This window comes from Acinetobacter sp. AYS6, from assembly GCF_025630795.1.
Classification (GTDB): domain Bacteria; phylum Pseudomonadota; class Gammaproteobacteria; order Pseudomonadales; family Moraxellaceae; genus Acinetobacter.
The window spans coordinates 223,230-235,423 of record NZ_JAOTNV010000007.1 but is presented as its reverse complement, the minus strand read 5'-3'; the positions used below and the strand labels follow the sequence as shown (position 1 = coordinate 235,423).

14 protein-coding genes, 1 tRNA gene and 2 pseudogenes are annotated in these 12,194 nt (G+C 39.3%); 7 read left to right on the top strand and 10 right to left on the bottom strand.

What is annotated here, in order from left to right; translation table 11 throughout:
• Positions 1–144 precede the first annotated feature (144 nt).
• A complete protein-coding gene (locus OD757_RS11745) occupies positions 145–360 on the bottom strand; it encodes a DUF6500 family protein (protein WP_263031979.1) in 216 nt (71 codons plus the stop codon).
• 27 nt (positions 361–387) lie between these two features.
• Entirely contained in the window at positions 388–723 is a 336-nt protein-coding gene (locus tag OD757_RS11740) for a winged helix-turn-helix transcriptional regulator (RefSeq protein WP_263031978.1), read from the bottom strand.
• A gap of 116 nt (positions 724–839) precedes the next feature.
• Between OD757_RS11740 and OD757_RS11735 the strand changes: the two genes are divergently transcribed.
• Positions 840–1,397, top strand: a complete 558-nt coding sequence (locus OD757_RS11735; protein ID WP_263031977.1) for an NAD(P)H-dependent oxidoreductase — start codon at positions 840–842, stop codon at positions 1,395–1,397.
• A 131-nt stretch (positions 1,398–1,528) separates the two neighbouring features.
• Positions 1,529–1,870, top strand: a complete 342-nt coding sequence (locus OD757_RS11730; protein ID WP_263031976.1) for a DHCW motif cupin fold protein — start codon at positions 1,529–1,531, stop codon at positions 1,868–1,870.
• A 61-nt stretch (positions 1,871–1,931) separates the two neighbouring features.
• Here the strand turns inward: OD757_RS11730 and elbB are convergent, their stop codons facing one another.
• The 3 genes from elbB to OD757_RS11715 form a co-directional block, all read right to left on the bottom strand.
• Entirely contained in the window at positions 1,932–2,594 is a 663-nt protein-coding gene (gene elbB, locus OD757_RS11725) for an isoprenoid biosynthesis glyoxalase ElbB (RefSeq protein ID WP_263031975.1), read from the bottom strand.
• Positions 2,595–2,682: 88 nt separating this feature from the next.
• Positions 2,683–3,495 carry a helix-turn-helix transcriptional regulator gene (locus OD757_RS11720; RefSeq protein WP_263031974.1) on the bottom strand — a complete coding sequence of 271 codons (813 nt, stop codon included), beginning with the start codon at positions 3,493–3,495 and terminating at the stop codon, positions 2,683–2,685.
• A gap of 135 nt (positions 3,496–3,630) precedes the next feature.
• Positions 3,631–3,720 (bottom strand) — tRNA-Ser (locus OD757_RS11715).
• A 118-nt stretch (positions 3,721–3,838) separates the two neighbouring features.
• On the opposite strand from OD757_RS11715, the gene OD757_RS11710 reads away from it, so the two are divergent.
• Positions 3,839–5,716 carry a potassium transporter Kup gene (locus tag OD757_RS11710; RefSeq protein ID WP_009391934.1) on the top strand — a complete coding sequence of 626 codons (1,878 nt, stop codon included), beginning with the start codon at positions 3,839–3,841 and terminating at the stop codon, positions 5,714–5,716.
• Positions 5,717–5,771: 55 nt separating this feature from the next.
• Here OD757_RS11710 and OD757_RS11705 read toward each other — a convergent pair whose 3' ends face one another.
• A complete protein-coding gene (locus tag OD757_RS11705; RefSeq protein WP_263031973.1) occupies positions 5,772–6,212 on the bottom strand; it encodes a hypothetical protein in 441 nt (146 codons plus the stop codon).
• Positions 6,213–6,467: 255 nt separating this feature from the next.
• Here OD757_RS11705 and OD757_RS11700 point away from each other — a divergent pair, with 255 nt between their 5' ends.
• The 3 genes from OD757_RS11700 to OD757_RS11690 all read left to right on the top strand — a co-directional run bounded on the left by OD757_RS11700 (position 6,468) and on the right by OD757_RS11690 (position 8,533).
• The gene (locus tag OD757_RS11700) at positions 6,468–7,547 is read left to right on the top strand and encodes a DNA/RNA non-specific endonuclease (RefSeq protein WP_263031972.1); all 1,080 of its coding nucleotides are present in this window, start codon (positions 6,468–6,470) and stop codon (positions 7,545–7,547) included.
• A 98-nt stretch (positions 7,548–7,645) separates the two neighbouring features.
• Positions 7,646–8,245, top strand: a complete 600-nt coding sequence (locus OD757_RS11695) for a LysE family translocator (protein WP_263031971.1) — start codon at positions 7,646–7,648, stop codon at positions 8,243–8,245.
• A 45-nt stretch (positions 8,246–8,290) separates the two neighbouring features.
• Positions 8,291–8,533: a hypothetical protein gene (locus OD757_RS11690; RefSeq protein ID WP_263031970.1), complete on the top strand. Its 243-nt coding sequence runs from the start codon at positions 8,291–8,293 to the stop codon at positions 8,531–8,533.
• 10 nt (positions 8,534–8,543) lie between these two features.
• On the opposite strand, the pseudogene OD757_RS11685 reads toward OD757_RS11690, so the two are convergent.
• From OD757_RS11685 to OD757_RS11675, 3 genes and pseudogenes are all read right to left on the bottom strand, one after another.
• Positions 8,544–8,707: pseudogene (locus OD757_RS11685) on the bottom strand (hypothetical protein).
• 41 nt (positions 8,708–8,748) lie between these two features.
• Positions 8,749–9,438, bottom strand: a complete 690-nt coding sequence (aqpZ, locus tag OD757_RS11680; RefSeq protein ID WP_005300839.1) for an aquaporin Z — start codon at positions 9,436–9,438, stop codon at positions 8,749–8,751.
• A 132-nt stretch (positions 9,439–9,570) separates the two neighbouring features.
• The gene (locus OD757_RS11675) at positions 9,571–10,575 is read right to left on the bottom strand and encodes an AraC family transcriptional regulator (protein ID WP_263031969.1); all 1,005 of its coding nucleotides are present in this window, start codon (positions 10,573–10,575) and stop codon (positions 9,571–9,573) included.
• A gap of 108 nt (positions 10,576–10,683) precedes the next feature.
• On the opposite strand from OD757_RS11675, the pseudogene OD757_RS11670 reads away from it, so the two are divergent.
• Positions 10,684–11,321, top strand: a pseudogene (locus OD757_RS11670) (hypothetical protein).
• 40 nt (positions 11,322–11,361) lie between these two features.
• Here the strand turns inward: OD757_RS11670 and hisF are convergent.
• Positions 11,362–12,120 carry an imidazole glycerol phosphate synthase subunit HisF gene (hisF, locus tag OD757_RS11665; protein WP_033848966.1) on the bottom strand — a complete coding sequence of 253 codons (759 nt, stop codon included), beginning with the start codon at positions 12,118–12,120 and terminating at the stop codon, positions 11,362–11,364.
• Positions 12,121–12,194 lie beyond the last annotated feature (74 nt).

The window sequence follows — 12,194 nt, the reverse complement described above, 5'->3', positions numbered from 1 at the left end:
AAAATGAATAAAAAATTTAATTAAAATAATTATTAAGGTAATCTAAATTATATTGTAAGCCTTAGTCTATCTCCTTTATCCACTATATTTAATAAAGGGGATAAAGGCAGATTTATTTAGACCATTGTTTCACTCTAACTTTTATTACTCACTCAAAACCAATTGTTTAATCTTCACAGCTTTCTCAAAGTGATCTAGCTTATGCTCCATAATCCACCAATGCGCTGCTTCCATCAGTAACTCAGGGTTATCATTTTTATTTTTAAAAAAAGCATAAAAAGACAGACCAACATTGTCTCCCTTCTTTTCAATTTTATCGTCGCATCCCTTAATAAAAATTTCTCTTAATTCATTTCTCATATTGAGTATCACTTCAAGTCTATAAAGTTAAGACGGCTTATTTTGCTCGCCCCATTGGCACATCATATCTAACAAAGGAATTAAAGACTGTCCTCTTTCAGAAAGACGGTACTCAACCTTTGGTGGAATTTGAGGATATTCCTTACGAATAATCAATTCGTCTCTTTCTAACTCTTTAAGTGTATTGCTCAGCGTTCTAAATGAAATATTGCCAATACAGCGTTGCATCTCGTTAAAACGCATGACGGTTTTTCCATACAGCCAATACATAATAATCATCTTATATTTGCCATTAATTAAAGAAAGGGTGTAGCCAAATCCTGTTTCTTCTAATGGCGTATTTGATGGAAGGCAGTCAGTCATTTTTAAAATCTACACTATCTTTTAAGATAGTATATAACAAAAATTACCGTACTTATATTTAGGAAAGCACACTTCTATAATCGATTTATCAACTTTTCGATAAGAGTGTTTTTATAATGAAAAAGACGTTAGTCATCGTTACACATCCTCACATAGAGCAGTCCGTTGTAAATAAAAGATGGATAGAGGAGTTAGAAAAATACCCAGACCAATTTACGGTTCATCAAATTTATCAAGCCTATCCAGATGGGGTGATTGATGTTGCTAAAGAGCAAGCGCTTGTAGAAGAACACGAAAATTTAGTGTTTCAATTTCCAGTGTATTGGTTTAACTGTCCACCGCTTTTGAAACAATGGCTTGATGAAGTTTTGACCTATGGTTGGGCCTATGGTTCAACAGGCGACAAGCTTAAAAATAAAAAGTTTATGTTGGCTCTATCTGCTGGTGCTCAAGAAAAGGTTTATTCAGAAAGTGGCGAATATCAAATTTCTTTAGAGAAGATTTTTATTCCATTTGAATTAACAGCTCTTTATGTCGGAGCAGTCTATCAACCGCTTCATGCATTTTATGGTTTAGACACAAACCCTTCAGAAGATGACGATGTTCCGACCCCTCAAGACATAGACAATAATGCGATTGAGTACGTTCAGAAGTTGTTAGCATTGTCTGAGTAGGTTTAAAGATAGGAAGGCCTAAGCGAGTGAGTTTGGGCCTGCTGGTATCTTTATGATTTGTTAATAAATCATTTGCAAAAATTAAATTTGTCTATAAGTTGAAAATACAATAATACGTCTTTGGAAAAATTATGAATATCGCGCCTTTTCCATTTCAAATTACAAACTGGGAAGAAATTGAAATCACTGAATATAGCGGTGAAACTGGAAAAGCTTATTGGAAAACTCAATTTTTTGGTGAAGAAGGAAATAAAATTAGAGTGAGACTTGTCGAGTACTCACCAAACTATTTGGCTGACCATTGGTGCGAGAAAGGGCATATATTATTTTGCCTAGAAGGTGAGCTAGAAAGTAGGTTGAAGGATGGGCGAACATTCACTTTAACTTCAGGCATGAGTTATCAAGTCGGAGATAACTCCGAGCCACATCAGTCTTTTAGCTTGAATGGTGCGAAGTTACTTATAGTGGATTAGATGCATAGGAAAGAACCCAATAAAAGAGAGGGATAGAAATCTCTATCCCCCATCAAACATCTTAATTTGCCAAAGTTGTCATGGCAGTAACTAAACTTGTAATACCTGCATAGATATCTTTTAAATCAGCTTGGTCATCCATATAGGCAGGCGTAGTAACAAATAGGTTTTGTTTATCGACTACGCAACTTGAGGTTTGACAAACATGGTGAATTGAACCAGTTTTTTCAATTTCTTTAGCAATGTTAACGTCAGAGCCTAAAGTGATATTTGGGTGTAAGTCTCCAAATGTAAGTGCTAATAGTGCAGGGGATATGCAAATTGCCCCGATCGGTTTCTTACTTTGATGAAACGCTTTTAAAATTGAGGCAACTGTAGAATGTACTCTTGCTTCTGCTCCTTTAAAGGCAAAAGTTGATAAATTTTTTGCGACTCCGAATCCACCCGGAAGAATAAGGCCATCAAATTCATTTTCATTAAGTTGATCGAGTGAGGAAATTTCACCTCGGGCAATTCGTCCTGCTTCTTGCAAAATATTTCTCCGCTCAGTCATGTTTATTTCGCCATTCACATGGTCGATGACATGAAACAAAGGCTCATCAGGTGCAAAAATTTGATATTCAATATTTGCTGTATCTAAAGCTAAGAGGGTTAAAACAGATTCCCTAATTTCAGAGCCATCCAAATAACCACAACCCGATAAAATCACTGCTACTTTTTTCATCTGCTTTCTTAAGTACCTTTTTAATGTGCAAAAGATCTTAAGTTTTCTTCTAAAAATTTTTTATACGCAGATTTGCCATAATTTCGCCTTAAGTAAGCATTTTTGTTTTGCGTAGCTCGCGTGGAGTAATACCGAATAAATTTTTAAATTGTTCAGTAAACCTAGATTGAGACTGATAACCACATTCAAAAGCAATATTTCCAATGCTTTTATTGGTGGTTTGAATGAGATGTAGCCCTTGACCTAGCCGTACTCTATTACGAATGTTTTGAATGCTATTTCCCTCACTTTTAAGCTTTCTTCTTAGTGTCGATGAACTCATAAAAAGTTGAGATGCGATAAATTCAGCTGTGAGTTCCGTAGATAAATGATCAGAAATTAATGCCTGAACTTTTTCACTCAAGCTTGTAGTCATATTCAGGCTAGAGATATCGGTGTAACCAGAATGATAAATAAGTTCTAAAAGTTCTCTTTTTCTAAATTTAAAAATAGAAGGTGGCGCAATGAGAGAAAAATCTATAAATTGAGAAAGTGCATTTTCTAGTAAGGCGTTGAGCTGGCCTTGTACAAATTTTTTAGGATTTCCTGACGGTTTTGGAAGGTCTTTAAAGTCATCAAAGTCAAACTCGATGAGGAGCGCGAAATATTCTTCTTGATTTGGAATGTTGCGCATATCAATGCTGGCGCTATTTGATAAAAATATAAAAGAACCAACTTCACATACAATATTTTCAGTTCGTCCTAACTCTTTAATGCCACTTAAAATGGCGATGAGTAATGGTTTAGTAATCGGAACATTTCTAATTTTTTGTTCTTTATAGGCTGAATAAACTGAAAAGGGTAAATTTAAATTGTTATGGACGTTAATTGCTTGTTTAGCTAAAGAAGTGAGATGTTTCATTGAGTTGAAATATTTAATTTAATCTATGGCTTAAATAAGAGGAGAAATTTATTGGGCTTTTCGAGGCTGTTTTTAATATTTGGCTAATAAAAAAGCCTAAACCTATTAAGTTTAAGCCTCTTTAAATTTCAATTCTGGCGGTGAGAGAGGGATTCGAACCCTCGATACGCGCAAACGTATACACACTTTCCAGGCGTGCTCCTTAAGCCACTCGGACACCTCACCAAGGCGTGCGATAGTAACTAAAAAAACAAGTTCTGCCAAGATTTAAGATGAGCTTTACAGAAAAAAAATAATAGAGGTGATAAGATTGCGATAAAAATCATATTGGTTTAATTACACAATGCAAAATACGGCCAAAAAAGCAACCTTGCCTGCCACGGCTTTGGCAGCTCTTGGGGTGGTCTTTGGAGATATTGGAACAAGTCCACTCTACGCCCTAAAAGAGTCCTTCCATGCAGCGCATGGGTTGGGAATTCAGCCTGAAAACGTATTAGGAATTTTATCCATTATTTTTTGGTGCTTAATGCTGATTATCAGCATCAAGTATGTCGCCATCGTTATGCGTGCAGACAACAATGGCGAAGGCGGAATTATGGCTTTACTCGCATTGAACTTACGTAAAGCCAAAATTGCCGATAATAAGAAAATCTACATGATTGCCATTGGCTTTATTGGAGCATCACTTTTTTTTGGTGATGGCATTATTACCCCTGCGATTTCGGTACTCTCGGCAGTCGAAGGCTTGTCTATTGCAACTGATGTGTTTGACCCGTTCATCATGCCAATTGCGATCACCATTATCATCGCGTTGTTTCTGGTACAAAAACACGGTACAGCCTTTGTCGGTAAGTTTTTTGGTCCGATCACGATGGTGTGGTTCTTATCGTTAGGATTATTAGGCCTTCACAGCGTCATTCAGACTCCTGTGGTGTTAGGCATGTTTAGTCCGCATTGGGCGATTCAGTTTATCTATCATCATCCAATCATGACGTTTTTTGTGATGGGTGCTGTTGTTTTAACAGTCACTGGTGGTGAAGCACTTTATGCCGATATGGGACATTTTGGACCAGTTCCAATTCGTCTCGCATGGTTCTTTGTGGTGTTGCCATGCTTGGTTTTAAACTACGCAGGACAGGGCGCATTACTGCTAAGAGATCCGGCGGCAATTCAAAACCCGTTCTATTTATTGGTGCCACAGTGGGCACTTTACCCAATGATTATTATGGCGACCATGGCAACCGTGATTGCTTCTCAAGCCGTAATTTCTGGGGTGTTTTCACTTGCTCGCCAAGCGATTCAATTGGGTTATTTACCACGTTTAAGTATTAAACATACCTCTGAATCTGAAGAAGGTCAGATCTATGTTCCTTTCTTAAACTGGTTACTTTTAATCGCAATTATTATCTTAATTTTGATTTTCAAAACCAGCTCAAACTTGGCAAGTGCGTATGGCCTAGCTGTAACTTTGACCATGCTGTGTGACACGATTTTGGTTGCTGTTTTCATCTATTCGGCTTGGAAATGGAGCATGCCAAAAGTGCTACTCTTGATTATTCCATTCTTTGTTTTAGAGTCGGTTTTAGTCGCAGCAACTTCACTTAAAATCTTGTCGGGCGGTTGGGTGCCATTATTGATTGGCGCGATTGCAGTCACCATCTTAATGACATGGAAACGTGGTCGTGAGCTTACTTTTGCTAAACTTGAACACGATACATTATCACTAGATTTATTTGTGAAAAGTATTGGTAATAGCGTGCACTGGGTGCCGGGTGATGCTGTCTTTATGACGGGTACACCAAACGTTGTGCCGCATGCCATGCTGCATAACATCAAGCACAATAAAGTGCTGCATCAGCGTAATATCTTGGTGACCGTAGTCATTGAAGATGTGCCATTTGTTGCACCAGAAGAGCGTATTTCAACAGAAACCTTAGCTGAACATTTCTTCCGTATTAAAATCTTCTATGGCTTTAAAGATGAAATGAATGTACCAAAAGCGCTTATGCAAGCTTATGAGCAGTTAGGTCTTGAATATGACTTGATGCACATCAGCTTCTTTATTTCGCGCGATCGTATTGTTCATTCGGTGGGCGACGGTATGTCACCATGGAGAGAAAAACTATTTATCTCTATGCAGCGTAACACCAGTCCAGTGAGTGACTTCTACCAAATTCCAACTAACCGTGTAGTTGAGTTAGGTAGCCAAATCGAAATCTAAAAATTTGATGTAATAAAAAAACCAAGACAGATGTCTTGGTTTTTTTATGCTCTGGTTATTGAGCTTGCATAGGTGCATCTGCTGGCATACCACCATCTTTTGCCATCGGGTCTGCCGACTGAGTTGGATCTGCCGGAGGTGGTGGAGTGTTCGGATCTTGTGGCGCTGGAGGCGCTTGGTTCGGTGCAGGTGGTACTGCATCAGTTGGCGCTGCTGGAGGTGCCATTTCACCGCCTGCTGGAGGTGCTGGTGGAACGTCTGCCGGAATAGGAGCTCCAGTAGGCGCTGCATTTGTAGGTGCAGCAGAAACTTGTTGTACTTGTCCGCTATTGACTAAATCGCTGATAGAACCAGGTTGGCCATTTACCGTTGTAGTAACTTTTACTTTAGATAAACTTTCTAAAGTATCTCCTGGCTGGACTGCTGGTTCAGCCAAAGCTGCCATACTACACAATCCTGTGATTACACCAATACCAATAATCTTTGAATGGATCATCAAGTGGACTCCGATTATATTTTTATCCAAATTTGTGGAGCTAACCATGTCATAAGCAATCAGTGTTTTTCAACGAAAGATACGCAATTGGCGTAATTCAATAGCTAAAGCCTCTCATAATTCCAACAGATTGTTACGTAATAGGAAATGGAGTTACAAAAAAGATGACCATGTTTTAACCATTTGAAAGATAAGAGATATACTTAAAAAATCAGGATTGTTAAGCTGCATGTGAACAGTGGTATTGATAGAAATATGGCAAGTAAAAAACGTAGTAAAGGTACAAACTCTTTCTCTCTAAGTGAGCATTTTGGCAAGATTATTCTTGCTTGTATTGCTGCGGGAAGTTTTGCGATTGCTTTTGGTAGTGAAAAGATTTCGCAGTGGTTTTCACCTTTAAGTACTAACTCGACTTGTCTTAATCAGTTTTACCGTGAAGTGCCACCTGCTTTAAATAAAGAAAGCTTAAAAAGAGACAGTTATCCGCTGTGCTTTAACGGCTTTAATGTCTTGTATTCAGGTATCTCTAAAACGCCGTTATGGTCGGCTGAGCATTTAAATGCAGAGCGTTTGAGTGTCAAAATTAAGCGTGAAGATAACTTCCATGAAGAAACTCGTGTTGCTCAAAAGCATCGGGCACTGTTAAGTGATTATCGTGGTTCGGGCTATGACCGCGGGCATATGGCACCAAATGGCGATATGCCAAATAAAAACTCACAGTCTGATAGCTTCTCGTTAAGTAACATGGTGCCGCAAGCCCCTAAAAATAATCAGGAAGTTTGGCGTAAGCTTGAAGAAGCCACACGTGCTATTGCGACTAAGCAAAAACAAGATGTATATGTGGTTACTGGCCCTGTTTTTGAAGGTAAACGTCTTAAAACCATCGGGCAGGGTGTAATTGTTCCTACCGCAGTTTATAAAGCGGTATATATGCCAAAAACTGGCGCGATCGGGGCTTATTACGCCCCCAACAATAACTCTCTACAAGTGAAAGTGGTGAGCGTTTGTTACCTCGAAGAACGCTTAGGCGTTAACCTGTTTCCACAGTTAACTGAGCAACAAAAGCGTAATGTCTATCGCCTACCTTTAACGGCAGCAGCGGTTAAACCAAATCAGAAGCTAGACTATTTACACTGGGATGGCGAGAGTCAATGTGAGCAGGACTTAAACGCCGATCAAATTAAAGCGCTACAAGACCAGTTTAAAAAGCAAAAAAGTGGCTCATCAGAAGCAATGGAAGCAAAAGTTCCAACGATTGACGAAGAAACACGCCAAGCCATTGTGAAACAACTGGTTGAAGCGTTGGTGAACTATTTCTTGCAAATAATGAAGTAAGCAGCTTTTTTTGATTGTTATTGCAACACTCTAATTACTTAAAATAGAATCCATAGACAGATCTGTCTATGGATTCTATTTCAATAAGGACAATAACAATGTTTGCTTCGATGTTTCTTTTTTCATTTGCAATGTCTATTACCCCCGGTCCAGTGAATACCGTCATTTTATCGACCAGTTTAAATCACGGTTTAAAAAGATCGCTTCCCTATATTTCAGGTGCAACCATTGGTTTTACCTTGCTTTTAATTTTTATGGCATTTGGTCTTCAGAGTTTATTAACTCAGTTTCCTGTTGTATTAAAGATTCTTGCGATTTGTGGAACGTTATTTGTTTGTTATATCGGTATAAAAATTATTCTTTCTGCCGCCAATATTTCTATTTCAAATGCTCCAGCAGAACAGATGATTATTCCCAATTTTAAAGATGGTTTCTTGTTACAGTGGCTCAATCCGAAAGCGTGGTTGGCTTGTGTGTCGGGCATTACCATGTTTACAAGTATTGAATACCCACAGGCTTTGCCGATCTTTATCGTTATTTATTTTTTCACTTGTTATGCGTGTTTGTTCTTTTGGGGGTTCTGTGGTGATAAATTTTCAGTGGTGCTCAATCAGGGCAACCGTTTGAAATATTTTAATATCCTGATGGGAGCATTCTTAATTTTATCGGCTCTTTTAATTTTGATTGATTTTTTTTAAATTGGTCGTATTACACTGTGAAGATATAACAACGAGACAACACCTATGTTTAAGCCATTTGAAAAGGGTACAGAGTCTTCATCAATTGAAGATTTAACATTAGAAAATGATGTCGATTGCGTCAGCATTTATGGCAACTTGCAAATCACCAAAGACAAAGTCGGATTAGAACAAGCGAAGGCTTTACAGAGCTTTTTAAATGATGTTGTTGCAGCTTTGGAAAAAGAAGAATTACCAGAGAAAATTGAACGACTAGCTGAACAAGAAATTAATAATCCGTTTTTATAATTTATGCATCCTATGTGTGATGTTTAGCATAATCATGCTGCCATACAGTCTTTAATACCACGTTGTATTTAAAGAATTTGCGTAGACATTTTTTACTTTTGAAAGCCCAAAAGTAAACAAAAGGCTTTGTTGATCAGAGGGTACATCCGTGTATCCCTGCTCAACAGGTGACATCCATGTCACCCTCCGCGATAGTAGATTGAGTCTAAGAAAAGTTAATCCTTCTCTCCAGCAACTACCTTATAAATAATCGCCCCAATCACAGCACCTAAAATCGGCGCTACCCAGAACAACCACAACTGACTTAACGCAGCAGTTTCAGCAAAGAACGCAACACCTGTACTACGTGCAGGGTTTACCGAAGTGTTTGTAACGGGAATACTGATTAAGTGAATGAGTGTTAAGCCTAAACCAATCGCAATTGGAGCGAAGCCAGCAGGTGCACGGCGGTCAGTTGCACCTAAAATAATGATTAAGAAGAAAGCTGTAAGAACGACCTCAATAATGAAAGCTGAACCCAAGCCAAACTTGTTTGGTGATAAATCACCGAAACCATTTGAAGCAAAACCACCCACACCGCTAAAGCCTGCTTGACCTTGAGCAATAATGTAGAGAACAAATGCAGCAGCAGTCGCACCGACCACTTGAGCAACAATATAGGGAATTAAATCTTTAACATCGAAGCGGCCGCCGACCCAAAGGCCAACACTTACCGCGGGATTAAAATGTCCACCTGAGATATGCCCTAGAGCATAGGCGCCTGTCAGTACGGTTAAACCAAAGGCAAGGGCTACACCTGCAAAGCCAATACCAAGTTCAGGGAAAGCTGCGGCTAATACTGCGCTACCACAACCACCAAAGACTAGCCAAAACGTACCTAGAAATTCAGCAAAATATTTATTCATTTTGATTACTCATTTATTTAATCTATTTTAATTAATGTGAATTACGTCACATAAATTTGAAGCATGTGACTATATGAAATTTTTGTTTTCAGTGTTGTTTTAATCAAGAAAAGATTTGTAAGTTTTGGTTGGTTATTCTTTGTCTAAAAAATAATCTCTCCATTGCTGTGGTGTTTGATTGGTCCAATGCTTAAAAGCTCTTTGAAAAGCACTTTGTTCCGAGTAACAAAGCAGAAGGGCAATCTCTTGTAAGCTCAAATGCGGGTCTTTCAAATATTCGGTCGCAAGCATAAATCGTACTTGCTGAACGCGTTCCTGAAAGGTGGTGTTTTGTTGTTGTAAGTGTCGTTGAAGCTGTCGAACCGAAAGGCCTAGCTGAGCTGCAATATATTCAATTTGATATTGATCCTTTTGCAGCCCAGTCAAAATTGAATGCTGTAAACGCTGATCAAGTTGGGTCGAATTTGGTAATTGTTCTAACAGCGCTTGTGCTTGTTGAACCAATAGCTGCTGTAGGGTGTGGTCGGCGCTGCTAAGCGGCTTATGAATTTCCGTAATTGGAATGAGCAACTCTGTACGCGGCTGGCTAAAACGAACGGGACATTGGAAGTATTGTTCATAAACCCTGATATTTTTAGGAGCAGCATTTAAGAAATGTACTTCATGCAAATGCACATCCTCATGAGACATAAAAAGACGTAAGAACTGAATGACCAGTGCAATCGCGATTTCATCGGTAAGTTGGGTGGGGTGTAACTCTGTCGCTTCCCAGCGAATAGAGCCATATCTTCCTTGTAGCTCAACAACTAGAGGGCTTCCATCATAAATCAGACGGTGAAAATCATGATAGCGAATTAAGGCTTCACCTAAGTTATCGCAAGAGAGTGCGAGGTAGGCAATAATTCCTAAGTGTTTGGGTTGCACGTATTTGGCAATTTCTAGACCTAATCCCGGCTTTGGGTCCAATTTATAAATGACTTCTAATAGGTCACGCCAAACCACATAGTCAAAGCGTTCCAGATTTTGAATTTGTTCTAATTGTTCTGGAATAGCTAACTGATTGGCTTCGCAGTAAGCTTTTAAGAGGTGTCCCAGTCCTCCATAGACTGAACCTGTATAATTTTTTAGTTGTGGCATCCTTGACCACCTCTTTGTTGTCGTGATTTGTCAATGAAACCATAAATTCTGGTCAATACCTAGCATAACGAATTTTATATTCTGAATAAAAAGAAAAGGAGTTAGCTGATGCTAAAAGGGTTTATTGCCGGAATTGCGGTTGCCAATGCATTTGAGTGGGTAGCGCATAAATATATTTTGCATGGCGTACACCGTGCCGGACAACCACGTTATAGCCCCGTACCAAAAAGCATGGAGTCTCATTGGGCACACCATCGTGAAGTCCGTAAACAACAATTTTATGATGATTGCTATGTGGAAGGTGTTGGAAACTGGCGGACTAAAAATGAGTTAATTTCACTGACAGTCGTGGCAACCGTTTCAAGTGCAATTTTCTATCCGTTTTCAAAAGGTATGGCACTCGCGGCTTGGTACAGTGCTGGAAATTATTATTATATTCATCGCCGTGCACATTTAGAGCCTGAGTGGGCAAAGCGTAAAATTCCATGGCATTACGACCATCACATGAACTCTAATCAAGATGCCAATTGGTGTGTGACCAAACCTTGGTTTGATTATGTGATGGGAACACGAGTGGTGTCTTCGGCAGATTTAAAAGAACAAAATCCTTTGGGTGTTCGGTTGCCTACTGTATTTGCTAAACCGCTAACTCAAGCTGTAGAAAAAATCTTTCCAGCAAAATGGGTCGAGAAAAAGAAAAGCCTGAACTCGTTAGCGATATAAATGCAGTAGATGGTGCTGCATAAAAATAAAGGGGCCATATCGCCCCTTTAAATATCAATAAGCTTACAAGCGCATTTCGATGCCTTGTTCAGCTAAATATTGTTTAGCTTCTGGAATGGTATATTGACCAAAGTGGAAAATACTTGCTGCCAATACTGCATCAGCACCACCTTGTAAAATACCGTCTGCAAGGTGTTGTAAGTTACCTACACCACCTGAAGCAATGGTTGGAATGGTCACGCGGTCATTAATAGCACGCATTAACGCAATATCGTAGCCCGCTTTAGTACCATCGGCATCCATACTAGTAATGAGTAACTCACCCGCACCGTAGTCAGCCATTTGTACAGCCCATTCAATGGCATCAATACCAGTTGGTTTACGACCACCATGGGTAAAAATTTCCCATTTGTTTTCGCCAGTTTTTTTGGCATCAATCGCAACCACAATACATTGCGCGCCAAAGTGCTGAGAAGCTTCTTGAACAAATTCAGGGTTAAATACGGCAGCTGAGTTAATACTCACTTTGTCTGCACCCGCATTTAATAACGCACGAATATCTTCAACCTTACGTACACCACCACCAACAGTTAATGGCACAAATACAGTCTCGGCCATACGTTCAACAGTACGGTAAGTGGTATCGCGTCCATGATGTGTAGCGGTAATGTCTAAGAAAGTAATTTCGTCTGCACCTTGTTCGTTATAGCGACGTGCCACTTCAACAGGGTCGCCAGCATCACGAATATCGAGGAATTGAACGCCTTTAACTACGCGTCCATTATCAACGTCTAGGCAAGGAATAATACGTTTAGCAAGCATAGCTTTTTCCAAAAATAATCGCCGTTGGTGAAAGTTCCTACACAGGCGCTACACCTTCATGGAGGGAAGAGGTA

Excerpts from the sequence above, each read along its gene's own strand:
- OD757_RS11710 (WP_009391934.1), top strand. The coding sequence starts at position 3,839 with ATGCAAAATACGGCCAAAAAAGCAACCTTGCCTGCCACGGCTTTGGCA.
- OD757_RS11720 (WP_263031974.1), bottom strand. The coding sequence starts at position 3,495 with ATGAAACATCTCACTTCTTTAGCTAAACAAGCAATTAACGTCCATAAC.
- OD757_RS11735 (WP_263031977.1), top strand. The coding sequence starts at position 840 with ATGAAAAAGACGTTAGTCATCGTTACACATCCTCACATAGAGCAGTCC.
- OD757_RS11705 (WP_263031973.1), bottom strand. The coding sequence starts at position 6,212 with ATGATCCATTCAAAGATTATTGGTATTGGTGTAATCACAGGATTGTGT.
- elbB (WP_263031975.1), bottom strand. The coding sequence starts at position 2,594 with ATGAAAAAAGTAGCAGTGATTTTATCGGGTTGTGGTTATTTGGATGGC.
- OD757_RS11730 (WP_263031976.1), top strand. The coding sequence starts at position 1,529 with ATGAATATCGCGCCTTTTCCATTTCAAATTACAAACTGGGAAGAAATT.
- OD757_RS11695 (WP_263031971.1), top strand. The coding sequence starts at position 7,646 with ATGTTTGCTTCGATGTTTCTTTTTTCATTTGCAATGTCTATTACCCCC.
- OD757_RS11675 (WP_263031969.1), bottom strand. The coding sequence starts at position 10,575 with ATGCCACAACTAAAAAATTATACAGGTTCAGTCTATGGAGGACTGGGA.
- OD757_RS11740 (WP_263031978.1), bottom strand. The coding sequence starts at position 723 with ATGACTGACTGCCTTCCATCAAATACGCCATTAGAAGAAACAGGATTT.
- hisF (WP_033848966.1), bottom strand. The coding sequence starts at position 12,120 with ATGCTTGCTAAACGTATTATTCCTTGCCTAGACGTTGATAATGGACGC.
- OD757_RS11700 (WP_263031972.1), top strand. The coding sequence starts at position 6,468 with ATGGCAAGTAAAAAACGTAGTAAAGGTACAAACTCTTTCTCTCTAAGT.
- aqpZ (WP_005300839.1), bottom strand. The coding sequence starts at position 9,438 with ATGAATAAATATTTTGCTGAATTTCTAGGTACGTTTTGGCTAGTCTTT.
- OD757_RS11745 (WP_263031979.1), bottom strand. The coding sequence starts at position 360 with ATGAGAAATGAATTAAGAGAAATTTTTATTAAGGGATGCGACGATAAA.
- OD757_RS11690 (WP_263031970.1), top strand. The coding sequence starts at position 8,291 with ATGTTTAAGCCATTTGAAAAGGGTACAGAGTCTTCATCAATTGAAGAT.